This is a genomic window from Serratia liquefaciens ATCC 27592 (assembly GCF_000422085.1).
GTDB classification, from domain to species: domain Bacteria; phylum Pseudomonadota; class Gammaproteobacteria; order Enterobacterales; family Enterobacteriaceae; genus Serratia; species Serratia liquefaciens.
On record NC_021741.1, the window covers coordinates 3,634,551 to 3,656,512 of the forward strand.

At 51.7% G+C, this 21,962-nt stretch carries 21 protein-coding genes and 1 tRNA gene; 9 read left to right on the forward strand and 13 right to left on the reverse strand.

Going from position 1 to position 21,962, the window contains the following annotated elements; genetic code table 11:
- Nucleotides 1-39: 39 nt before the first annotated feature.
- Both ccmB and ccmA read right to left on the reverse strand, forming a co-directional pair.
- A complete protein-coding gene (gene ccmB, locus M495_RS17055) occupies nt 40-699 on the reverse strand; it encodes a heme exporter protein CcmB (RefSeq protein ID WP_020827925.1) in 660 nt (219 codons plus the stop codon).
- Nucleotides 699-1,331: a cytochrome c biogenesis heme-transporting ATPase CcmA gene (ccmA, locus tag M495_RS17060; protein WP_020827926.1), complete on the reverse strand. Its 633-nt coding sequence runs from the start codon at nt 1,329-1,331 to the stop codon at nt 699-701. The genes ccmB and ccmA overlap by 1 nt, the downstream gene beginning before the upstream one ends.
- A gap of 251 nt (nt 1,332-1,582) precedes the next feature.
- Between ccmA and M495_RS17065 the strand changes: the two genes are divergently transcribed.
- Together M495_RS17065 and M495_RS17070 are read left to right on the forward strand one after the other, a co-directional pair.
- Nucleotides 1,583-2,512, forward strand: coding sequence for a formate/nitrite transporter family protein (locus M495_RS17065; RefSeq protein WP_020827927.1), 930 nt, complete (start codon nt 1,583-1,585; stop codon nt 2,510-2,512).
- A gap of 129 nt (nt 2,513-2,641) precedes the next feature.
- A tRNA-Arg gene (locus M495_RS17070) sits at nt 2,642-2,716 on the forward strand.
- A gap of 125 nt (nt 2,717-2,841) precedes the next feature.
- Here M495_RS17070 and M495_RS17075 read toward each other — a convergent pair.
- From M495_RS17075 to hsdR, 4 genes are all read right to left on the reverse strand, one after another.
- Nucleotides 2,842-3,942 carry a PDDEXK family nuclease gene (locus M495_RS17075; RefSeq protein WP_020827928.1) on the reverse strand — a complete coding sequence of 367 codons (1,101 nt, stop codon included), beginning with the start codon at nt 3,940-3,942 and terminating at the stop codon, nt 2,842-2,844.
- Between the two features lie 10 nt (nt 3,943-3,952).
- Nucleotides 3,953-5,698: a restriction endonuclease subunit S gene (locus M495_RS17080; RefSeq protein WP_020827929.1), complete on the reverse strand. Its 1,746-nt coding sequence runs from the start codon at nt 5,696-5,698 to the stop codon at nt 3,953-3,955.
- On the reverse strand, nt 5,698-7,170 hold the full coding sequence (locus M495_RS17085; protein ID WP_020827930.1) for an N-6 DNA methylase: 1,473 nt from the start codon (nt 7,168-7,170) through the stop codon (nt 5,698-5,700). The genes M495_RS17080 and M495_RS17085 overlap by 1 nt, the downstream gene beginning before the upstream one ends.
- Before the next feature lie 71 nt (nt 7,171-7,241).
- Complete coding sequence (hsdR, locus tag M495_RS17090) at nt 7,242-9,683, reverse strand: EcoAI/FtnUII family type I restriction enzme subunit R (protein WP_020827931.1); 2,442 nt, start codon at nt 9,681-9,683, stop codon at nt 7,242-7,244.
- Nucleotides 9,684-9,945: 262 nt separating this feature from the next.
- On the opposite strand from hsdR, the gene M495_RS17095 reads away from it, so the two are divergent.
- Together M495_RS17095 and dsdC are read left to right on the forward strand one after the other, a co-directional pair.
- Nucleotides 9,946-10,485, forward strand: a complete 540-nt coding sequence (locus M495_RS17095) for a DUF2058 domain-containing protein (RefSeq protein WP_020827932.1) — start codon at nt 9,946-9,948, stop codon at nt 10,483-10,485.
- A gap of 247 nt (nt 10,486-10,732) precedes the next feature.
- Nucleotides 10,733-11,662: a DNA-binding transcriptional regulator DsdC gene (gene dsdC, locus M495_RS17100; RefSeq protein WP_020827933.1), complete on the forward strand. Its 930-nt coding sequence runs from the start codon at nt 10,733-10,735 to the stop codon at nt 11,660-11,662.
- A 28-nt stretch (nt 11,663-11,690) separates the two neighbouring features.
- Here the strand turns inward: dsdC and M495_RS17105 are convergent, their stop codons facing one another.
- From M495_RS17105 to M495_RS17115, 3 genes are all read right to left on the reverse strand, one after another.
- On the reverse strand, nt 11,691-11,990 hold the full coding sequence (locus M495_RS17105) for a hypothetical protein (RefSeq protein ID WP_020827934.1): 300 nt from the start codon (nt 11,988-11,990) through the stop codon (nt 11,691-11,693).
- Nucleotides 11,991-11,993: 3 nt separating this feature from the next.
- Nucleotides 11,994-12,917, reverse strand: a complete 924-nt coding sequence (locus M495_RS17110) for a DMT family transporter (protein ID WP_020827935.1) — start codon at nt 12,915-12,917, stop codon at nt 11,994-11,996.
- A 94-nt stretch (nt 12,918-13,011) separates the two neighbouring features.
- A complete protein-coding gene (locus tag M495_RS17115; protein WP_020827936.1) occupies nt 13,012-13,302 on the reverse strand; it encodes a hypothetical protein in 291 nt (96 codons plus the stop codon).
- Between the two features lie 418 nt (nt 13,303-13,720).
- Here M495_RS17115 and M495_RS17120 point away from each other — a divergent pair, with 418 nt between their 5' ends.
- On the forward strand, nt 13,721-14,872 hold the full coding sequence (locus M495_RS17120; RefSeq protein WP_020827937.1) for a porin: 1,152 nt from the start codon (nt 13,721-13,723) through the stop codon (nt 14,870-14,872).
- 57 nt (nt 14,873-14,929) lie between these two features.
- Here M495_RS17120 and mltB read toward each other — a convergent pair whose 3' ends face one another.
- Entirely contained in the window at nt 14,930-16,015 is a 1,086-nt protein-coding gene (gene mltB / locus M495_RS17125) for a lytic murein transglycosylase B (RefSeq protein ID WP_041414798.1), read from the reverse strand.
- Between the two features lie 293 nt (nt 16,016-16,308).
- On the opposite strand from mltB, the gene M495_RS17130 reads away from it, so the two are divergent.
- The 3 genes from M495_RS17130 to ypdK all read left to right on the forward strand — a co-directional run bounded on the left by M495_RS17130 (nt 16,309) and on the right by ypdK (nt 17,897).
- Nucleotides 16,309-16,749: a hypothetical protein gene (locus tag M495_RS17130; RefSeq protein WP_020827939.1), complete on the forward strand. Its 441-nt coding sequence runs from the start codon at nt 16,309-16,311 to the stop codon at nt 16,747-16,749.
- Between the two features lie 74 nt (nt 16,750-16,823).
- Complete coding sequence (locus tag M495_RS17135) at nt 16,824-17,264, forward strand: type II toxin-antitoxin system HicB family antitoxin (protein ID WP_020827940.1); 441 nt, start codon at nt 16,824-16,826, stop codon at nt 17,262-17,264.
- Nucleotides 17,265-17,822: 558 nt separating this feature from the next.
- Nucleotides 17,823-17,897 (forward strand): membrane protein YpdK, encoded by a 75-nt coding sequence (gene ypdK, locus M495_RS25600; RefSeq protein ID WP_104410986.1) that lies wholly within the window; start codon nt 17,823-17,825, stop codon nt 17,895-17,897.
- A 67-nt stretch (nt 17,898-17,964) separates the two neighbouring features.
- Here the strand turns inward: ypdK and M495_RS17140 are convergent, their stop codons facing one another.
- From M495_RS17140 to M495_RS17150, 3 genes are all read right to left on the reverse strand, one after another.
- The gene (locus M495_RS17140; protein ID WP_020827942.1) at nt 17,965-18,489 is read right to left on the reverse strand and encodes a cytochrome b; all 525 of its coding nucleotides are present in this window, start codon (nt 18,487-18,489) and stop codon (nt 17,965-17,967) included.
- A 110-nt stretch (nt 18,490-18,599) separates the two neighbouring features.
- Nucleotides 18,600-19,838 carry an alanine transaminase gene (alaC, locus tag M495_RS17145; protein ID WP_020827943.1) on the reverse strand — a complete coding sequence of 413 codons (1,239 nt, stop codon included), beginning with the start codon at nt 19,836-19,838 and terminating at the stop codon, nt 18,600-18,602.
- Nucleotides 19,839-19,959: 121 nt separating this feature from the next.
- Entirely contained in the window at nt 19,960-20,499 is a 540-nt protein-coding gene (locus tag M495_RS17150; protein WP_020827944.1) for a GNAT family N-acetyltransferase, read from the reverse strand.
- 169 nt (nt 20,500-20,668) lie between these two features.
- On the opposite strand from M495_RS17150, the gene M495_RS17155 reads away from it, so the two are divergent.
- A complete protein-coding gene (locus tag M495_RS17155; RefSeq protein ID WP_020827945.1) occupies nt 20,669-21,913 on the forward strand; it encodes a DUF1479 domain-containing protein in 1,245 nt (414 codons plus the stop codon).
- Nucleotides 21,914-21,962: the final 49 nt, after the last annotated feature.

Below are 21,962 nucleotides of genomic sequence, written 5' to 3' on the forward strand. Positions count from 1 at the left end.
ACGCTCTTGGTGGCGTTAACCCGCGTTTCAATAAGTTAGCTAGTGTACGCTCACTCGCAGCGCCGCTGCGGTGGCGAAAGGCGCCAGCGTTATACTTCCCGCCAGCATCGCGCCCAGTATCGCCAGGTAACCGTCTATCGGCATGCCCATAGAGGCGGCGTCGATAGCGGCGGTGGAAAATATCAGCACCGGGATATACAGCGGCAGCACCAGCAGGCTCAGCAGCACGCCCCCCTTGCGCAACCCGACGGTCAGCGCCACGCCGATAGCGCCAATCAGGCTCAGCGTCGGCGTACCCAGCAACAGCGTAAACGCCACCGCCAGCCAGGTGTGAATGTCCAACGACAGCAGCAGCGCCACCAGCGGCGACAGGATCAACAGGGGTAAGCCTGTTACTACCCAGTGAGCACACACTTTGCCTAACACCGTCATCGGCAGCGGCGTTGGCAATAACAACAGTTGTTCCAGCGAGCCGTCGAGGAAATCATCGCGAAACAGACGCTCCAGCGACAGCAGGGCCGCCAGCAGCGCCGCCACCCAGATAATCCCCGGCGATATACGCGCCAGCAATTGCGGTTCTGGCCCAATCCCTAACGGAAACAGCGTGATAACGATCAGGAAGAACCACAACGGATTAACGATTTCGGACCCTTTGCGAAAGGCAATCTTCAGCTCACGGCGCAATACAGTCAAAAACATTAAAGAGTCTCCACGCGGTTTTCCGTCAGGCTTATTTTCCCTACCGCCTGCGTTGCGCCGGCCAAATCCTGATGCGTGGTCAACAATACCATGCCGCCCTGCTGAGCATGTTGCTCAAAAAGGCTTATTAATTCAGCCACACCCTGCTTGTCTATCGCCGTCAGCGGCTCATCCAGGATCCACAGCGGGCTACTGCTGAGCCACAACCGCGCCAACGCCACACGCCGCTGTTGACCGGCGGAAAGCTGCGCCACCGGTAAATCCTCATAACCCACCAGACCGACCTGCTCCAGCGCTTGCCAAATGGCCTGACGATCGGGCGCACCCCGCACCGCCTGGTAAAACTGCAGGTTCTCAAAGGGCGTCAACATGGTTTTAATCCCCGGCTGATGGCCGAGGAATAACAAATCCTGATAATAACGTTCGCGATGACGCAACGTATTTTGCCCGTGCCAGCAGACTTCTCCGCTTTCCGGTCTTGCCAGGCCCGCCAGAATGCGCAGCAGGCTGGTTTTTCCCGCGCCGTTCGGCCCTTCCACCTGAATAATATCGCCCGGTTTTACCGTAAAGCTTAACGCGCTAAACAGGGTGCGTTCATCACGGACGCAACTCAGATTTTTAGCTTCCAGCATCGGGAGAACTCATATTTTTCTTTGGGATAGCGATCATAGCATAAGCCATCTGCAGCACGTAGCCCGCAGCGGGCCCCTCAACTACTCCAATAGGGGTAATATTGCGCCCCAGATCAAAAATGCGTAGAAAAACCCGGCAACGTTAAACTCTTGTTACTTTTTTCTGCAATTTGCCACATCGCTTTCACAGCTTCCCTGAGCCAACTACGCTTAATCATGACCCTGACAGTCTTTGATGGAGATAACGGATAATGACCAATCAGCAGCAGCGCCCGGATGCAGAGCAGGAAAATAGCCTGCAGGTAGAAAGCAAAGAGCATGAACAGGGCAAGAGCGAAATTGAGGTAAAGGAAGAGAACCTGCCCTCGCGCGCAGCGGCGGTGCATGAGCTGATCCGCATGGAAGGCGAAAAAGAGCTGGAGCGCGACTGGCTGGCGCTACTGTGGTCAGCGGTGGCCGCCGGGCTGTCGATGGGGGCTTCCCTGATGGCGAAAGGCATCTTCCACGCCCGCCTGCCGGACGATCCCAGCCGCTTCTTTATCGAAAATATCGGCTACACCTTTGGCTTTATCATCGTGATCATGGCCCGCCAACAGCTGTTTACCGAAAATACCGTCACCGCGGTACTGCCGATAATGCAAAAACCGACGCCGAGAAACCTCCTGCTCCTGTTTCGCCTGTGGGGCGTGGTGCTGCTGGGGAACCTTGTGGGGACCGGACTGGCGTCGCTGGCGTTTATCCACATGCCGATTTTCGACGAGAACACGCGCAGCGCCTTCGTTAGCCTGTCGGAAGAGGTGATGAAAAACTCGCCGTCTGAAATGTTCGCCAACGGCATTCTGGCGGGCTGGATCATCGCCACCATGGTGTGGATGTTCCCTTCCGCTGGTGCCGCCAAGATTTGGGTGATTGTATTGATGACCTACCTGGTGGCGATCTGCGATCTGACCCACATCGTGGTGGGATCGGTAGAGATCCTTTATCTGGTGTTTAGCGGCGTCATTCCCTGGCATGATTTTATCTACCCGTTTGCTATTCCAACGCTGGCCGGCAACATTATTGGCGGCACCTTTATCTTTGCCTTAATCAGCCATGCGCAGATCCGCAACGACATGAGCGACAAAAACAAGGCAGAGCGGCTGGCGGCGGAAAAACAAACCGGCAAGGCGAGAAAACCGTGATCGCGATCAGCGCAGCGCGCGAAAATCACCGCATATTGGCGAGGGAATGAGCAAACGCACCGCTAAGCGCTTATTCTGCGGGTAAAAAAAGGTATACTGCCCCGGCAGCCCAGGTTGCCGGCCCGCAGCGTCCCCGTAGTTAAACGGATATAACAAGCCCCTCCTAAGGGCTAGTTACTGGTTCGATTCCAGTCGGGGACACCATAAAGTCATCTCTCCCCATTTCTCGTCAGTTCAAAAATCCGTAATACCGAGTCGCTAAGCAGTGTTGCGCATTAAATATGCGATAAGTGATGATATTCGGCATTGCGACATCCAGATACCCTTACTTACATCTCCACATTCCAGTGATGGAAATAACGCTTCAGTTTCTCAATGGTGTGACGCCATTTCGGCGTTGTGGGCTTACACACTGTGTTTTGATTGCCGAAGAATCCGACCTCGTTTACTGCCTCTTGTTCACTGCGGGTTTCCAGCCATTTCACCGGAACAAAATACTCGGACTTATCAGGGTCATCCGCATTCCGCTGATAGAGATCGCTGTACTTAAGCACATCCATCGCCCGCTTTTCACCGTCTTCGGTGTTGATGGTGAAGCTACTGGCAGGCTCAACGGCACTCTGCACAATCCCGACGCCGACGTAACCCGTTGCCGGAATTTTCACCCAGACGCGGTTGCCAGGCTGAAGCTGTTTTAACGTCTGACTATACCAGCTCCCGCCACCTGCGCTGATAAACCCGTAGCGGCGCGCCTCTTCCCAGACGCGACTGTTTGAATCGCCAAACGAGACATAAAACTCACCGTTCCAGGGTTCCTTAGCATTGGCACTGGTGGCCGTAGCTTGAGCAGCATTGGTTTGCGTTTCGCTGGGGTCGATAAGCCAGGCGCGGCTTAAGAACTGCTCGTTACCATGCTGGAATACTTTAAAAAACAGAACGTTAATCGAGATGCCATTCTTACTCAGATAGTCGACGATGCGTTCGGTGGAGGGATCCAGCTCCGCTGCGACAATGATGATTTGATGCGACTGGTTGAGCGACTCTTCTTCCAGTTCGGCATTAAAGCGTTGCTTAAATGCCTCTCCTAAATTTCCGCCATCAGAGAATTTTTCATAAATCTGCGACAGGCGATCGGCGGTTAAATCATCCACCCAGGAGGCGTAATCCAGCGCCTGAGCAACCACTTCACGCGGCGTGCGGTCGCGTTTCAGTTCAATCAGGATCAGCGAGGCATCCGGCGCAATCGCCAGCAGATCGATACGCCCTTTATCGAGTGTATTTTCCTGATGGCCGATGATCATCCACTGATCGGAGAGAATAGTCGGGTCGTTTAAGATCATCTTCTCCAGCAGTTGCTCGCTGGCGAGTTTGCTGATAGTTAGCGGCTGGGGTTTCTCCCCTATCTGCCAGATAGCATGATGAACCGGCATCGTCTGTTCCTTAGTTTAATGCTGCGTCGGTGAGTGTGTCCGCAAGGTGAAACTGGGTTTGCTGGGCGGATTGCTGGCGGGATTTGAGGGTGTCGCAAACCTTGAATAGTTCCTCAACCTTAGTGGCAACTTTTATTTGCTCACTGAAAGGTGGTATCGGAATTAACGTATTCGATACTTTTGCCAAATTTAAATTTGGCTGTGCTCCACCTGCTGCCAAATTTCTTAAGTCTTCATAAGACTTCTCGAAAAACAATTTTACATAGCGACGATGATATTCATTTGTATCAAAAAGCTGAATTGCTGCACAAGCTTGGTTTGTACCCGCCGAAATACATAACTCAGTTATCTGGCCACGAGTTTTGCCTTGGCCATACATTGCAATAATAAGTGTACCTGGAGAGTAAATGGATACATTTGTTTCTTTTACAGCTTTTAGAGAAATTTTCTCAGCAGTATTAAATATAAATGGTAAAGAAGTTTCACCACTTGTAACCCAATTGAACTCAGGATGCTGCCAATAATCAGGATTATCTCTGGATGGTGTTGCCCCAGTACCGACCTGAGCTATTTCGATTATACGGCACCACTCCCACCCCTGCGGTAATTCAAACGGTTTCTCATCATCACTAATTGGCGGCAACGGTTTTTGCTTTTTAATTTTGCTTTCTTTCACCAACTGCGCTTTTTCCTGCTCAATACGTTTCAGCAGTTCTGATGCCGGTTCGTCGTTAGGATCTTGCGGCACCAGTTTTCCCATCACTGCCAGTTGTAGAATGGTTTGCTTAAGCGTGTCGATACTCGCTTCGGTGGTAAACAGTGTGTCGAAATGCTGGCTAATTCGCGCCCAGTTTTCGGCGAGTTCTTCGGCATTTTGGCTATCAGTCAGCGTTGCCAGCAGGGTTTCCACCAGTTGCTGATGTGCATCCAGACTGGTCAGAGATTGCTGCTCTAGTTGGTCGCAGAGGGACATTAGTTCGTCAACTTTATTCACAATCCTTACTTGTTCTGCAATTGCTGTTACTTCAACCACTGCATTAATGGCTTTATCTGTTCCTAACCTTGGTAAGTTCATTCCATGCGTTGATTCATTTGCATAAGCAATAAACCTTGGAGATTTAAGTAAAAGGCGAAGGTAACCAGGGAGAATATTACCGTAGACTTTTATAGGAATAATTTCGGTTGTACATACACCACTATCATCAGCTACCAAAACTTTATCCAGATACGGTCGTAACTTCCCGTAGAGGACATCATTTTTATTAAATTTATTCTTTGAACTTTTAAATGGACGCTCAGAGAACTTAACTCGATTTAAGAGTTTGGATGTACTCTTTTCAATATCTTCAAGTTCAACTATCCACGTATCTGCATCCGCATCTGTTGGTTCTGCTTTATCACACTCGCCATAGTTAGTAATAAAGCCTAACCTCCCCCACTCCCACCCCACCGGCAACTCAAAAGGCTTTTCATCCTCGCTAATCTCAGGCAAAGGCTTCTGCTTTTTAATTTTACCCTGCTTCACCAGCTCCGCTTTCTCGGCAGCAATACGCTTTAGCAACTCAGACGCCGGTTCATCATTCGGGTCCTGCGGCACCAGTTTGCCGCGCACGGCCAGCTCCAGAATCAGCTCGCGCAGCTTCTTAATACCATACAGATCGATTTTGCCGTTACTGCCACGTCCCGCAGTAGAACGGGTTTGCAGCGCGGAAGACCAGATATCGATATGGTCGGTGATCAGCTTCTCAACGCTCATCAGTTCGTCCCCTTGTTGCCTGCCAGCGCGGCACCGAGGATATCGCGCAGTTGGTTACGCAGTTCGCTGATTTCCGCCTGCTGCGACTGGTATTGCGCCAACAGTTCATCCGGATCGTGGCTGATGGTTTCGCCCTGGTACGGGTTCTTGATATCCAGGTTAAAGTTGCGGGCAATGATGTCGTCGATGCTGACTTTCCACGCCTGATGGCTCTCCTCGCGGCTGGCAAAGCCGTCGGCCTCAGAACCCCACCAGTCGATTTCAGTTTGGAACTCTTCAAACTTCATTGGTTTGGTTTTGCTGTAGTTCTTCACGCCATCCGGATACGGATGCTCATAGAACCAGATCTCTTTGGTCGGCTGGCCTTTAGTGAAGAATAGAATATTGGTTTTGATACCGGTGTACGGGTTAAACACCCCGTTGGGCAAACGCACGATGGTGTGCAGATTGCACTCTTCGGTCAGCAGCTTTTTGATTTTGGTCTTCACGCCTTCGCCAAATAGCGTGCCGTCCGGCAACACCACCGCCGCACGGCCTTTGTCAGCCAGCACTTCAATAATCAGCTGCAGGAACAGGTCGGCCGTTTCACGGGTTTGCATCTCGGCCGGGAAGTTTTTCTCGATGCCGTCTTCTTCGGTACCGCCAAAGGGCGGGTTGGTAACGATCACATCAACCTGATCATCCCAGGAAGAGAGCGGCTTATTCAGCGTGTTGTCGTGGCGGATTTGCACCGGCACTTCAATGCCGTGCAGCAGCATATTGGTGGTACACAGCAGATGCGGAAGCTGCTTTTTCTCTACGCCATAGATCTGCTTTTGCAGCGTTTTATGATCTTCAGTAGTGTTGACGTAATGCTCTTTCACATGATCGAACGCGCAAGCAAGGAAACCACCCGTGCCGCATGCAGGGTCCATAATCGACTCACCAAGCTTCGGATCAATACGGTTGACCATAAAACGCGTCACCGCACGCGGGGTATAGAACTCACCCGCATTACCGGCACTTTGCAGGTCGCGCAGGATCTGCTCGTAGATATCGCCAAACAAGTGACGTTCAGAACTGCTGCTAAAGTCTATTTCGTTGAGCTTGTTGATTACCTGACGCAGCAGAGTACCGTTTTTCATGTAGTTATAGGCATCGCTGAACGCCTGCTTGACCACAAAGCCACGCGGGTTCTTATCGATCGGCGCGGTGAGGTTTTTCAGGGTCGGGAACAGGTCGTCGTTTACAAATTCCAGCAATGCATCACCAGTAATGCCTTCGCTGTTCGCCGCCCAGCTACGCCATAAATAGCGCTGTGGGATCGGGAACTGGTAGTCGTCCTGCTCCAGTTCCAGCTCTTCTTCCTGAGTATCAAAAATCTTCAGAAACAGCAGCCACGAAAGTTGCCCCAGACGCTGGGCATCGCCGTCCACACCGGCGTCTTTACGCATAATGTCCTGAAGGGATTTAATCACTGAGCTTATCGACATGTTTTTATTCCATACTTAAAAAAGGATGCCACCGGCAGCAGAGGCAGCCAGTGGCAAAATGTTATAGGTTTTCAGGCAGAGCGCGGCGGTAACTGGTAGATCTCGTTCTCCAGCTCGTTGACGGCTTTCTCGTAAGCCTGCTTGTCACCAAAGCGGGTTTTGATGATCTCAATCGGGCGGCCCAACGTATCGAACGGTTTCAGCTTCAGCACCTGAACGTCTTCGATTTCCCGCACGCCTTCGTCGGCGTATTTATCCAACAGCGTGCTGAGCACCTGCTGCGCCGGCTCGGCATATTTTGTGAAGTAATTACGCTTTCGCACATTGGCGGCGCGCTCCTGACGCGTTAACGGCGGCTGACCGTACACCACATGGCAGAGCAAATCAAACGGGTCGAGATCTTTACCCACCTCTTCCGCCAACAAGTCCCACAGGATCCCCAATTGTTCCAGCTCTTCGATAACCGCCTGTTTGCGAGGCGCTGCCTGCCATTTGCGCACAAAGCTATCCAGTGAAGCGTACTCACCGTCTTTAAGCATGGTTTTACGGGTGTAATCCTGGAAGGACTCCGTGACCAGTTTGCCGTCAGCATCGTAATACTGAACGCGTTTCGCCAGCACGCTGACGGAAACACCATTCACATAAAATTTGCGGACTTTGTTTTCGTCACCTTCGTGGAACTCACCGTTTCCCGTGTTCTTATCGCGGTTAACGTGGTATTCAGCCGCATCTTCCCGCGCTTCATTGGCGATATCATCACCGTCATCGGTGCTATTTTCCGCATCCAGCCGTTCATTAAAATCAGAATTTTCATCGGAAATATCGTCAGGCTTCACCACCAGCACCTTCTCCGGCACGCCATCAAAGCGCTCATCCGCAAACAGCTCGGTGGCTTTTTTGAAGTCGAGGATGGTGAACCACAGCTTGCCGTGCTTTTCGTTGATGCGCGTGCCGCGCCCGATGATCTGTTTGAACTTGGTCATCGACTGAATATTTTGATCCAGCACCACCAGCTTGCAGGTCTGGGCATCAACGCCGGTGGTCATCAGTTCGGAGGTCGTGGCGATCACCGGGTAGGCTTTTTTGGGATTAATAAAGTTATCCAACTGAGCCTTACCGAGATCGTCATCTCCGGTAATTTTCATCACGTACTTTTCGTTCTTCAGCACCTGCTCAGGGTTCAGTACCACCAGCGCATGGCGCATTCGGTCGGCGTGATCGATGTCATTGCAGAAGACGATGGTTTTATCCATCGGGTTGGTGCGCTTCAGGTAATCGGTGATGGTCTGCGCCACCAGCATGGTACGTTCATCAATCACCAGCGTGCGGTCAAAATCTTTCAGGTTATAAATGCGGTCTTCAATCTCTTCGCCGTATTTATCCAGTTGGCCTTTAATCGGCCGCCAGCCTTGCAGGTCGACATCAATATCCACACGCACCACTTTGTACGGGGCGAGGAACCCGTCTTCAATGCCTTCTTTTAGCGAATAGGTGTAAACCGGCTCACCGAAGTAGTCGATATTGGAAACCTCTTCGGTCTCTTTCGGGGTGGCCGTCAAGCCTACTTGGGTGGCACTGCCGAAATATTCCAGGATCTCGCGCCAGGCGGAATCCTCAGATGCGCTGCCACGGTGGCACTCGTCAATCACGATCAGGTCGAAGAAATTCGGAGCAACCTGTTTATAGGCTTTCTGATATTCCTCTGGGCCGGTTATCGCCTGATACAGCGCAAGGTGCACCTCATAGGCCGGATCAAGGTTACGTCCGGTGACTTTAGTCATCGCGGCACCAAAAGGCTGGAAGTCATTATTTTTGGTCTGATCAACCAGAATGTTGCGGTCCGCGAGGAAGAGAATGCGTTTTTTATTTTTCGCTTTCCACAACCGCCAGATTATTTGAAAGGCGGTATAGGTTTTCCCGGTTCCGGTGGCCATGACTAGCAGAATGCGGTTCTTACCTGCCGACACGGCATCTACCGTTCGGTTAATCGCCTGCATCTGGTAATAACGCGGAGACTTCCCACTGCCATCATCGTAATAATCCTGACTGATCACCGGCAACTGCGCCTGAGTATAGCCTTTCCAGACACAGTATTTTTGCCAGAGCTGTTCTGGAGTAGGGAAATCGCTAAGGGTTATTTCTGATTCGAGCTGCTGTGGATTGGTTTTGTCGTGGAAAATAAAACCATCGCCGTTGGAGGCAAACACAAAGGGAACATCAAGCAGGCCGGCATAGTCCAACCCTTGCTGCATCCCTTTACTGATAGCATGCTGATTGGCTTTGGCTTCTATCACCGCCAACGGTAAATTTGGCTTGTGGTACAACACGATATCGGCAGATTTGACTTTGATTCGAGAGGCCAACTTGCCGCGCACAACAATCTTGCCATCACGAAGTTTCACCTCCTGACGGATCTGCGACATCACATCCCAGCCGGCATCTTTGACCGCAGGCAGAATGAATTTAGTGATGATGTCCGTTTCAGTCAGATGAGTCTTGTTTACGCCAGCCATAGCAGAGCTCTCAACGATATAGGGTTAACTCTGATTTTACACACATTAATGCTTCAGGTAATGACATGAAACGATGTTTTGGACAATTGCCCCCACCGCAAGCGAGCATGTCCCCTCACTGAGCATGCCGGCGCAGAACGCTATCTGTATGCTGGAATTTCAGTTTTATCAGAATGATGCATCCTCTCGCCCACAATCTGGCACAACGTCGAATATTAAAGGTATAATCACAGATACTATTTGATCGATTTTAGAAACGAACATGACAAAGCTGACATTACAAGAGCAGATGCTCAAAGCGGGATTAGTAAGCAGTAAAAAGCTGGAGAAAGTACAAAGAACCACGAAAAAATCACGCGTTCAGGCTCGCGAGGCAAGAGAAGCCGTTGAAATCAACAAAAAGGCGCAAATAGAGCGCGATAAACAGCTGAGTGAACAGCAAAAGCAGGCCGCTTTATCTAAAGAATATAAAGCTCAGGTAAAGCAGCTGATTGAAATGAACAGGATCGTCATTTCAAATGGTGACATTAGTTATAACTTCACGGACAACAATTTAATTAAAAATGTACGCGTGGATAAACTGACTCAATCTCAGTTAATTAATGGGCGTCTCGCCATTGCACGGCTGGTTAGTGATAATAACCCTGAGGGTGAATATGCTATTATCCCTGCGGTCGTGGCTAATAAAATTGCACAGCGCGACGCAAGCTATATTGTACTGAGCGCTGAACTCAGCCAGGAAGCCAAAGACGAAGAAGATCCTTACGCCGATTTTGTCGTCCCTGATGATTTGATGTGGTAATCAGAACTTTAGGGCAACGGACTCTCCCTCTTGCCCTAACATCAAAAACCCGTATTCCTGCCGCACCACGAAAAGATCACTTACTGCAAATCAATGATTAGTGTCCGCAGGCTAAAAAATATTTTCATCACGCTTAAAACTGACAAATTAAACGGTCACACCTACAGCATTAAAAAACTTAAAATCGTATTTTAGTTCCCTTCGTTAAAATGTTAATATTGGCAAATGATACGAATGGAGTAATAGCATGTTTCCCAACAAAAAATATTCACGACGAGCAAATCCGCTGACCAGCTATCAATTTTCTCGTCTGCATACTTTTGAATGCGTCGCCCGTCATTTATCTTTTTCACTGGCGGCGGAAGAACTGTCTATTACTCCCAGCGCCGTAAGCCACAGAATTAACCTGCTGGAAAAAGAGCTGGGGTTTCTTTTATTCCAACGATTCCACCGCAGAATTACGCTAACGCCGGATGGCGAGAGAATGCAATGGGCGTTAAATCATTCCTTCGATGCCCTGACACAGGAAATCCTGGATATCAAAAACCGCGAGCTGACGGGCAGCCTGACCATTTATTCTCACCCGTCTCTGGTCCAGTGTTTGCTGATACCCCGCATCGGCGATTTTATTGCTCTGCATCCGACCATTCATTTAAACATTCTCACCGGGCAGGAAAATATCAATTTGGCCAATCGGGGCGTGGATTTAGCCATGTATTTTGGCCGTCCACCATCGGATAAACAGCTGGACGAAATCTTTATGCGGGAGTCCATGGTTCCAATCTGCACGGAGAAATACGCCAAAACGCATAACCTTTATAATGCGCCTGGGAACCTGGCAGACTGCACTCTATTGCATGACAGATACAACTCCGGTGAAGACGAGTGGCAGATCTGGTCACAGCATTTTGATTTGGGCCTGGATACCGACGCCAAAAGCATGGAGTTCGACCGCTCTGACCTGGCGGTGTTGGCGGCAACTCAGCATCTTGGCGTGGCGATGGGGCGACTCAATCTGGTGCAGGACTGGATCAAAAGCGGCGAACTGATTATCCCGTTTACCGACATGATCTTGCCCTGCGAACACAGCTATTTTATGTCGACGCTCTCTGGGCGTCAGTGGCCTAAGATTATCGCATTCAAAGAATGGATGATGAAAATAACCCCTCTGGTCTGAGGGGCCAAAGGCGAAAAGATCGAAATGATCACCATTTTTTCGGAGTATACGAAAACTCAAGCGCACAGCTGTACAATCGTCCGGCCTTTGAATAATAAATATGCTTGCGGCTGTTATCCCACACCACAGCATAGTTATTAGCAAAGTTTATTATTTCAACCGGAGTTTGGTTTGATAATTTCCCCCGCTTCGTATTTTTCACTACAAAGAAATCACCATTATCGCTTAAGGTGATCAAAGGATAACCCCAGGCATATTTTGACACTTGTACAGTAATAATGAATTGGCTTTCACAGTTTATCTGATAGGTATGAATATCAACGTCCATAGTTTATATTTTTGGTGCAATCCTTCTGGTAAAATAAAACAAATATGAGCAGCTCACGACAATAAGCCCCAAAACGATCAGCACTGAACCCAAGACGAACTCGATCTGCAGCGGTTCTCCCAAGATCACCACGCCGGCCAAAATGCCAAAAATAGGCGTCATAAACGTCAGGATACCCAGCGAAGAAGCCTGGTAATGACACAGCAGGGAGAACCAAATTAAATAACTGATAAATGAGACGATAACCGTTTGAAATACCAAACTGCTCCAGGCCACGGAACTCAGCGTGAAATGTACGTTCTGCATCGTCATCGCCAACAGGGATAGCACAATGCAGGCGCCCGTCAGTTGGAACAGCAGCGTCTGTTTTGACGAGCAATTCGCCAAACCGGTTGTTCGAATAAGGATAGTAGAACCGCCCCAGGATAACCCCGCTAATAAGCCATAAATATCCCCACGCAGCTGATTCACGCCCCCAGAGCTCTCGCCCATAGCGGAAATCGCAAGCACCACACCGCCGAAAGCGATGGCAATACCGGCCCACTGTACAGCCGACAAACGCTCGTGCCTGATGAAAAAATGCAGTCCGATGGCAGAAAAAAGGGGGGCCGTGTACAGAAAGACCGCCATGTGCGAGGCGCTGGTATAGCGCAAGCCTTCAGAAACGAAAAAGAACTCCAGCGCGAACGAAAGCCCAACGCCGAAACCGGCTAACAGCGTGCGGGGATCGAATAAAAACTTCTCGCCTTTAAAACGCGCCAAGAGATAGACCGCCAAAGCGGCAATCCCTGATCTGATGGCAATTTGCAGCACGGCGGAAATATCCGGCTCGGCTGCCTTGATCGCCACCTGCTGCAGCCCCCATATGGCGCATATCATCACCATGGCGGCGCCAGCTTTGCCGTCTATATTATTTCTGGCACTCATCTAGCCTCCCGCAAACCGCTGAGTTATAAATGCACGCCTCCCTCACCACGAATAATCAGGTGATATACAATAAAATCGAGGGAAGCCGAAAAAATTATTCTTTAAAGACCAATATTTCCTGGTACATTTTAATCACTTCACTGTCGCTGTCAGTATCCCCGGTATATTCAGTTTGTTGTGCCACATGAATGACCTTCCAACCTCGTTTAGCGAGATCCGGAATAGTCATGCGGCCAATGTCGCGACAGTTAAACAAGGTATCATCACTCAGCCGCATCTCCCCGACACTGGCATAATCATAAGATTTTGACTGACAAACATGCGATTCAGCCGCCATTAACGGCATTGAAAAAAGCCCGATTAACAGTATGAAACATCCTTTCATAATAACCTCCACAACCCTTATCAATTTCATCTGACTTGTAAATAACCCGTGTTAAATAACAAGGCGTAAAATCCATTTAAATATATTTCGTTACGATGAAATTACACGGTATATGCCATTCTCTGACAAGTGATAAATATAGAGCTTTGTGTTAGATGAATTCATCCGAAGATTGACCTCCCCCACGCCCTCCAGCTGAGCATTTTTCGCTCCCTTGCCTCTCCCCAGCATCGAGCCGGTTAAAAACAAACCAAATAATTAGCAAGAAAAGTAACTCATTGTGACGCACATTGTGTTACATATGCGTTCCGCTTTACTCACGCCAAAAAACAATGAAAACGCTCAGAAAACAGCCTGGGCAACTCACTGATGCCAGAGGGTTTCGGAGAGGTTGGCAATCTATACACAGGGATAAAAAATGACATACAAATTGCGCACATTAACTCAGGCTATTGCTCTGGGACTGGTCGTTGGCAGTGCTTCTTTCGCTGCCCAGGCTGAGATCACATTGTTGAAGCAGGACCCGCAGGCCGGCGATCCGTTGAGCCGTCTTAACTTTACCGTTGGCGGCAGCATCCGCCCGCAGTTCAACAATATGACCGGCGATGGCGATAAGGGCTCTTACAAACGTAACGGTTTCGACGGCGGCACCCGCTTCCGTTTTGCCGCCGATTACTACCTGTTCGACGATATTAGCTGGATCAGCTATTACGAGCTGGGTGTCAATATTCCTGCGCTGTTCAACTGGGATAACCACTACGCCGACGGCGCCAATGACACCAGTCGCCGTATGCTCTACACCGGCCTGAAAAGCAAAACCTGGGGACAACTGACCTTCGGCCAGCAAAACAGCATTTACTATGACGTGGTCGGTGCCAAAACCGATATCTGGGACTATGACATGTTGGCTCAGGCGCCAGGCAACGGCATCAACGGCGACTACGACGGTTCCTACCGTTCTCGCAAGATGCTGAAGTACAAAAACAGCTTCGGCGATGCGGATGTTTATGCCTCTTACCTGTTCAGCGATGGCGAATACCTGCCGGGCAACGGCCTGCGCTATAAACGCCAGGGCGGCGGCTCACTGGGCGTGGACTACCATCTGACACCGGATCTGACCTGGGGTACCGCGTGGAACTATACCCGCGCCGAGATGCGCAATCCTTCCACCAGCGGCTCGAAAAATTACGATCAGAATATTGTCGGTACGGCGATCAGCTGGAAGCCGGACAACTGGACCCTGACCTTCGGCGGCGGTTGGTACAACAACTTCCTGACCACCAAAAAAGCCAACGTTAACGACTACTTCGCCGGCGATGCCTGGGGGATTGAATATCTGGCGGGGTATACTGTGCCGGTAGGCCAATATGCGGTGAAATCCGTGATGCCGTACTTTATGGGTGACCGTCTTGAGTACGTAACCGGCCGCAACTATCAGCGTATCGATAACGGTCTTGGCGTGACGGTACAGTTTGATTACGGTTTCCGTGTGGACGTGGAACACGTACTGACGTCCAGCACCGATAACCTCGGCGACATGACTCTGGTGCGTTTGCGCTACGATTTCTGATTGTCAACGATATTAAAAAAGGCCGCTTATGCGGCCTTTTTCATTGCTGATCCGGCATCAGAATCCGCCGCGTGCCGACCGGCCCACCGCTTCACCCAACTGCCAAACCGCCATCGCATAATGGGTGCTGTGGTTGTAGCGAGTGATGGTGTAGAAGTTTGGCAGACCGTACCAATACTGATAACCGGTGCCAACATCCAGACGCAGCAGGCTGGCTTCCTGATTGTCGCCCAGCGATTCCTGCGGGCTCAACCCGGCCTCCGCCAGACTGGCGACGGAATAGCGGGTTTTAAACCCATTTTCCAACCCTGGCGCCTGGCCATTTGCCTGTACTGCCACGGGTTCACCCTTGGCCCAACCGTGTGCTTTAAAGTAGTTGGCAACGCTGCCGATGGCATCCACCGGATCCCACAGGTTGATGTGGCCGTCACCGTTGAAGTCAACCGCATAGCTCTTGAATGAAGACGGCATAAACTGACCGTAACCCATTGCCCCGGCGAATGAACCTCGCAGCTCCAGCGGGTCATCCCCTTCGGTGCGCGACATCAGCAAGAAGGTTTCCAGCTCGCCGGCAAAGTAGTCGGCGCGACGCGGATAATCGAAGGCCAGCGTCGCCAGCGCATCGATAATGCGGGTTTTACCCATCACGCGGCCCCAACGGGTTTCAACGCCGATAATGCCGACAATGATCTCCGGCGGCACGCCGTAAACCTGATAGGCACGCTGCAACGCGTCCTGGTACTGATTCCAGAACTGCACGCCGTTTTGCACGTTGTCCGGGGTGATGAATTTATTACGATAACGCAACCAGGAGCCGTTTGGCCCGGTCGGTCCCTGGGTGCTTGGCGTCGGCGCCTGACGATCCATCAGCCGCAGCACGGAATCCAGCCGACGGGCCTGCGCCAATACGTCATGCAGTTGCTGGCGATCGAAACCGTGCTCCCGCACCATTTTATCGATAAAGCGGGCGGTGTTCGGGTTATTGGCGAAATCGCCGCCCAACGGCTGACCGGAATGCGCCGGCGTCAACAGGAATCCTCCTTTTACGGCGTTGTCCTGAGGCACGGCCGGGGTCGACTTCGGCCCGCTGCTACAGGCAGTGAGTAAGGTAAGCAGAGGGAGAAGAACAACTAAATGACGCATCGGATATCCATATAAACCAGGCCAGTGATAAGTGTGGGTTATGTTAATCCATTGTCGGGTGCGAACAAACTGGATTATGTCGCTCATCACAGAGCAACAAGTCGAAGTATTTTCGAAATGTGACGCAAAGCACAGAAACAAAGCACCACTTAGGGTAGGTCCGCGATACAGACAAAAACCTAAACCTTAATTAAATGAGATAAACTCTCATTTTTACTCGACGCAAAGCCTCCCTACGCTGCTTTTTTAGCGGCTCTTCCCGTCGGCAATGACTGATACAACGGAGTGTAATTTTGGATTCTCTCGGACAGATCGCTAAAAACACCTTTAAAAAATGTATTCCCCGCCGCGCCTACCTTTTCTCCATGCTTATTTTCGCCGCTGGCCTGATCTTGTTGTCCTATCTGTCGCCCTATCTGGATGAAAATCGGTTTCGTGTCTACGCACACAGCGACATCGGCGAGTTTTTTGCGGTGTTCGTCTACCTGCTGTGCATAATGCTGTGGTCGCTGGGCTGGATAGGGTTAACCCTGTGGTTTGTCGCCCGAACCGCCTTTCGGTTCAACGACATCGGCACGCTCGGTTGGCCGCTGGCCCTGATACTGTATGGACTTAGCGTGGTGAATAACTACCATCCCGGCCCTGTCGAACGCTGGCTGATCCTGATAAGCCTGTTAGGGCTGCTGTGCGCACTGCTGCTGCCCTCAGGGTTCCTGGCACGTAAGGCCGGTTAGGCGCGTCGCCGCTGGCTATCTGCGGGGCAAGCGGTCACAATGCCACATCTCTCCCGGCCCAAACAGGAAATGCCATGTCTTGCCACTACCCCGCCCATTACGCCTTCGATAACGAAAGCGACGCCTGGCAGATTCACTTTCGCGATTTTCCTGAACAGCAGGCCGCCTGCTATAAACGTGAAGATATCGAGCTGGAAGCGCAGGAAAGCCTGCTGCTTGCCATCGCCATGGAAATGGAAGAAGGCCGTACGGTGCCTGCCCCTTCCCCTGCTCTGCCGGATGAATTGGCTATCCACCTGCCGGTGTTGGTCAAGCTAAAACTCGAACTGCATAACATTATGCTGGCCGGTGCCACCTCCAAAGCCGATCTGGCGCGCAAACTGGGCTTTAACGCCGGCCAGATGGATCGCCTGCTGGATGTGGCCTATGCCTCAAAGGTGGAAGCGCTGGAACAGGCGCTTTACCTGTTGGGCTATGAAGTCCAGACCTCGGTAGCAGAAGTGCGCCGGGGTTAAGAAAAATATTTTTGTCGGGGGCTAAATATTCTTCACTTTTCGCCGATGTGTTCGTTACCGAATCACCAAAAGCAAAAAGTGAAGGCTAAAAATGGAGTGGAGTCGCCGCAATATCTGGACCGTTATTCTGCTGTCGTGCCTTGTCTTCTGGGTCATCCTGCTGACCGGCGCCAACGCCGTCGCCTGATCCCTTTTCATAACATCACAGCAAGCATAATTATAAGGCCCGCGTCAGCGGGCTAATCCTCTTTTGCCTGATAAAAAAGGTAAATAAAAATCGTTTAAAAACAGTCAGCGCTGGTTAAGAAATCGCCAAAAAATGTGATCAAAAACACAGTATTGTAATCAGGCTGGCAATGGGAGTACATTAGCGCCGATCCTGTCGTGGTTCATGTTTTACCTCAAGGACTATGAAGCGCGACGACCGGGTAATCCGTGGCCGAGGACGTTGTTCTTCCTTTTGAAGGATCCGCCTATTTGCCCTGGACTACCCACAAAATACTCAGCACAACAATCGGGATCATTGGCTTGCGAGGGACTCCAAACGGGAGTTGTTCAGTGAAATATTTTGTTATGGGCGTTTCATTCATGTTGGTGACATGGATTGGCACCTTTATGCTGATGGTTGCATAACCAAGGCATGACCGGGAATTTAGATAAAGGGGCGCACCAGCGCCCCTTTGTTGTTTCTGCTCCCCGGCTATTTCCCCGGCATCATGCGGCGCAAGGTATCGTCCTTACGCAGATAGTGGTGGTACAGCGCCGCCAAGGCATGCGCGCCAATAATAAAGTAACCGGTATTGGCCAGGGTCTCATGCGTACTTTTGATTATCCGGCGCAACCACGGATCTGGCGTAACAAACTGCGGGACCTGCCAGCCCAGCAAAACCCACTCCTTTCCCCCGTAAGCCAGCGTCAGTACGCCCAACACCGGCAACGTTAGAAACAGCAGATAGAGCAACGCATGAAAGATTTTTGCGCCCCATTCCTGCCACTCTTCCAGCGGCGGTGTGGTTGCCGGCGTAGCATAACGCCGACGTAATCCCAGCCGGATGAACATCAGCAAAAAGACCGCCAGGCCAAAGTTAAAATGCAGATTTTTTACCAGCGACGCCAGATCATCCGGTACCGAGTTCTTCAGCAGCATCGCCGCGTAGGTGAGGATCACCATCAGCAGCGTCAGCCAGTGCAAAACAATTTGCGATTTTGCGTAACGATTACCCATACAGGCTTCCAAATAAATAAAGAAAATCTTATTGGATCATAGTGGGTAAATAATGAAGAAAACCTTAGCGGGAAGAAAAAAGCCGGCGCGAATGCACCGGCCTGAAGGCATTACTTGGTCGCGGCCGGGGTGCTGCTCTTGGCCGGCTTGATCAGCCCGTCAGCGCGGAACATCGCTTTGATACCGCGAACCGCCTGGCGGATACGATCCTGATTTTCAATCAATGCAAAACGCACGTGGGTGTCGCCATAATCGCCAAAGCCGATGCCTGGCGATACGCAAACCTTGGCCTCCGCCAACAGGCGTTTGGCAAACTCCAGCGAACCGAGATGCGCATAAGGCTCGGGGATTTTGGCCCAAACGTACATCGAAGCTTTCGGATTTTCCACCATCCAGCCCGCCTCATGCAGCCCTTTGACCAGCACGTTACGGCGCTGGCGATACTGTTCTGCAATATCCAGTACGCATTGCTGGTCGCCTTCCAGGGCAGCAATCGCGGCGACCTGCAGCGGGGTGAACGTCCCGTAGTCGTGATAGCTCTTGATGCGTGACAGTGCGTTGACCAGCTCCGGGTTGCCGACCATAAAGCCGATGCGCCAACCCGCCATGTTGTAGCTTTTCGACAGGGTGAAAAATTCTACCGCGATATCTTTGGCACCCGGCACCTGCATGATCGACGGCGCTTTCCAGCCGTCATAAACGATGTCGGCGTAAGCCAGATCGTGGATCACCAGCACGTCGTATTGCTTGGCCAGCGCCACCACGCGTTCGAAGAAGTCCAGCTCAACGCACTGGGCGGTAGGGTTCGACGGGAAGCCGAGGATCATCATTTTCGGACGCGGAATGGTTTCACGAATGGCGCGCTCCAGCTCACCAAAGAAATCCACGCCGTCCACCAGCGGCACAGAACGCACCTGCGCGCCGGCGATTACCGCACCGTAAATATGGATCGGGTAACTCGGGTTCGGCACCAGCACGGTATCGCCATGATCGAGCGTCGCCAGCATCAGGTGCGCCAGGCCTTCTTTCGAACCAATGGTGACAATGGCTTCAGTTTCGGGATCGATCTCCACCTGGTAGCGGTCGGCATACCAGCGTGAAATCGCACGGCGCAAACGCGGGATACCGCGCGAGGTGGAATAGCCGTGGGTGTCGTCACGCTGCGCAACGGTGCAGAGTTTTTCCACAATGTGCGGCGGCGTCGGCCCGTCGGGGTTGCCCATGCTGAAATCGATAATATCCTCGCCGCGACGGCGTGCAGCCATCTTGAGTTCGGCGGTGATGTTGAATACGTAAGGGGGAAGACGTTCAATACGCGTGAAACGGCGTTGCGGACTATTATCAGCCATAGGGACCTCAAAGTGACGTTAGCGCCCGGACCATCCGAGCGACGCTGGCCAATCTGTCGATTGACCGGATATTGAACATATCTCAGCCCCGGCAGGCTTGTCGATACCTCGCGCAATATTTTTATTTACCGGCCCTGAACTCGCTCGCCAACAGCCCGAACTGCCAGTCATCGCGCCATTGCCCCGCCAGCCGGTAGTTATCGCGCAACGTCCCCTCGAGCAAGAAACCGCATGACTCCAGCAGTCGGCGCGAGGCGATATTACCTTCGGTCACGGTGGCCGTCAGCTTATGAAAATCGCAGGCGTTAAAACCGAAATCCAGTACCGCCCGCAACGACTCCTTGCCGTAGCCCTTGCCCTGCCCGGACGGCAAACTGCCATAGCCCACTTCCGCCTGTTGGTAAGGTAACCACTGCGGACGAAAACCGGTCATCCCTACCACTTCTCCACTGGCCTTTTCTCGCATTACCAGGCACAACCACTGCTCCCCATATTTGTCCCAGACAGGGAGTCTGGCTTCAAAGCGCGTGCGAATTTCTTCTTCACTGAGCGGATCGGCGATATAACGAATCACCTCGGGATCCTGATACAAGCGCAGAAACAGCGGCCAATCGTTGGCCGTTATCGACTGCAGGGTCAAACGTTCAGTGACCAGTTTCATCTAAAATCTCCGAAAAACGAAAATGAGGAAGTTACGAATGAAAGATATCCCTTTATTTTCCTCTATTAAATTCAGATAATCATTAACGTCAAAACAACAAAACCATAACGCCTTACCCGGTCCCCTACAACCGTCCGTCGTTGCCCAGCGGCAGCGCGAGGAGAACACCATGGCTTCCTTACTGATTGACGATATTCCCAGCGCCATTACTGCCGTTAAACGGCAATTGCGACAGGCTTTGCCAAATTACCGCGAAACCTTTCTGGCGCTGGAAGACAACATCCGCCAGCAGGTTGAACAAATTCGCCAGGAACTGGCCGCCGGTCAGAACCCGGTGCCGCAAATCGATGCCGAAGATATTCTGCAGCAACGCGTCAGCGAGCAGCAAAAAGCCTTGATCAAACAGCGTGGTGCCTGCGCCATCCGCGGCGTGTTTCCTCGCGATAAAGCCGAAGCCTGGAACCGGGAAGTTGGCAACTACCTTGAGCGCAACAACTTCGTTGAACGCCTGAAAGGCGCTGCCGAAGATAACTACTTCGGTAAACTGGCCGCCAGCAAACCGCAAATCTACGGTATTTACTGGTCAAAACCGCAGGTGGAAGCACGTCAGGACGCGCGCATGCACGCTGTGCAGGTGTTCCTCAACAGCCTGTGGGAAACCGAGAGTAACGGCAAACAGCACTTTGACCCGACGCGCGTTACCACCTATGCCGATCGCACCCGCCGCCGTCCGCCAAACTCCTCTTCGCTCGGCCTGTCGCCGCACGTCGACAGCGGCACCATCGAACGCTGGCTGGATGAGAATTTCCGTTACGTCTATCGTCACGTGTTCTCAGGCAACTGGCAGGCTTACGATCCCTTTGCCGCCGATGGTCGCACCGAAGTACGTGAAATCGCGTCACCAGCGGTGTGTTCGATGTTCCGCACCTTCCAGGGCTGGACAGCATTAACGCCGCAGCGCACCCAGGCCGGCACGCTGAACCTGGTGCCGATTGCCAACGCCATGGCCTACGTGTTGCTGCGTGCGCTGCAGGATGACGTCGCGGATGACGATCTGTGCGATGCCGCACCAGGCCGAGCGCTGTCGATCTCCGAAAAATGGCATCCCCTTTTATTAAGTGGGATTTCCCCTATTCCCGATTTGGAACCGGGCGACACGGTGTTCTGGCACTGCGACGTGATCCATGCGGTGGAAAACGAACATAACGGCGAGTTCGACAGTAACGTGATGTATATCGCCGCCGCACCGGGCTGCGAGAAGAACGACGCTTACCTGCAACGCCAACTGCCCAGTTTTATGAGCGGCAAAACACCGCCGGACTTCGCCCCCGATGATTTCGAGGTGGATTTCGACGGGCGCGCCACGGTCGACCTGCTGACCCCACTCGGCAAAGAACAGTTAGGCATCAAATAACCGCGTCCCCGTGGTGCGCCGCCGGCCGCCACGGGGCCAATCCGCTGTG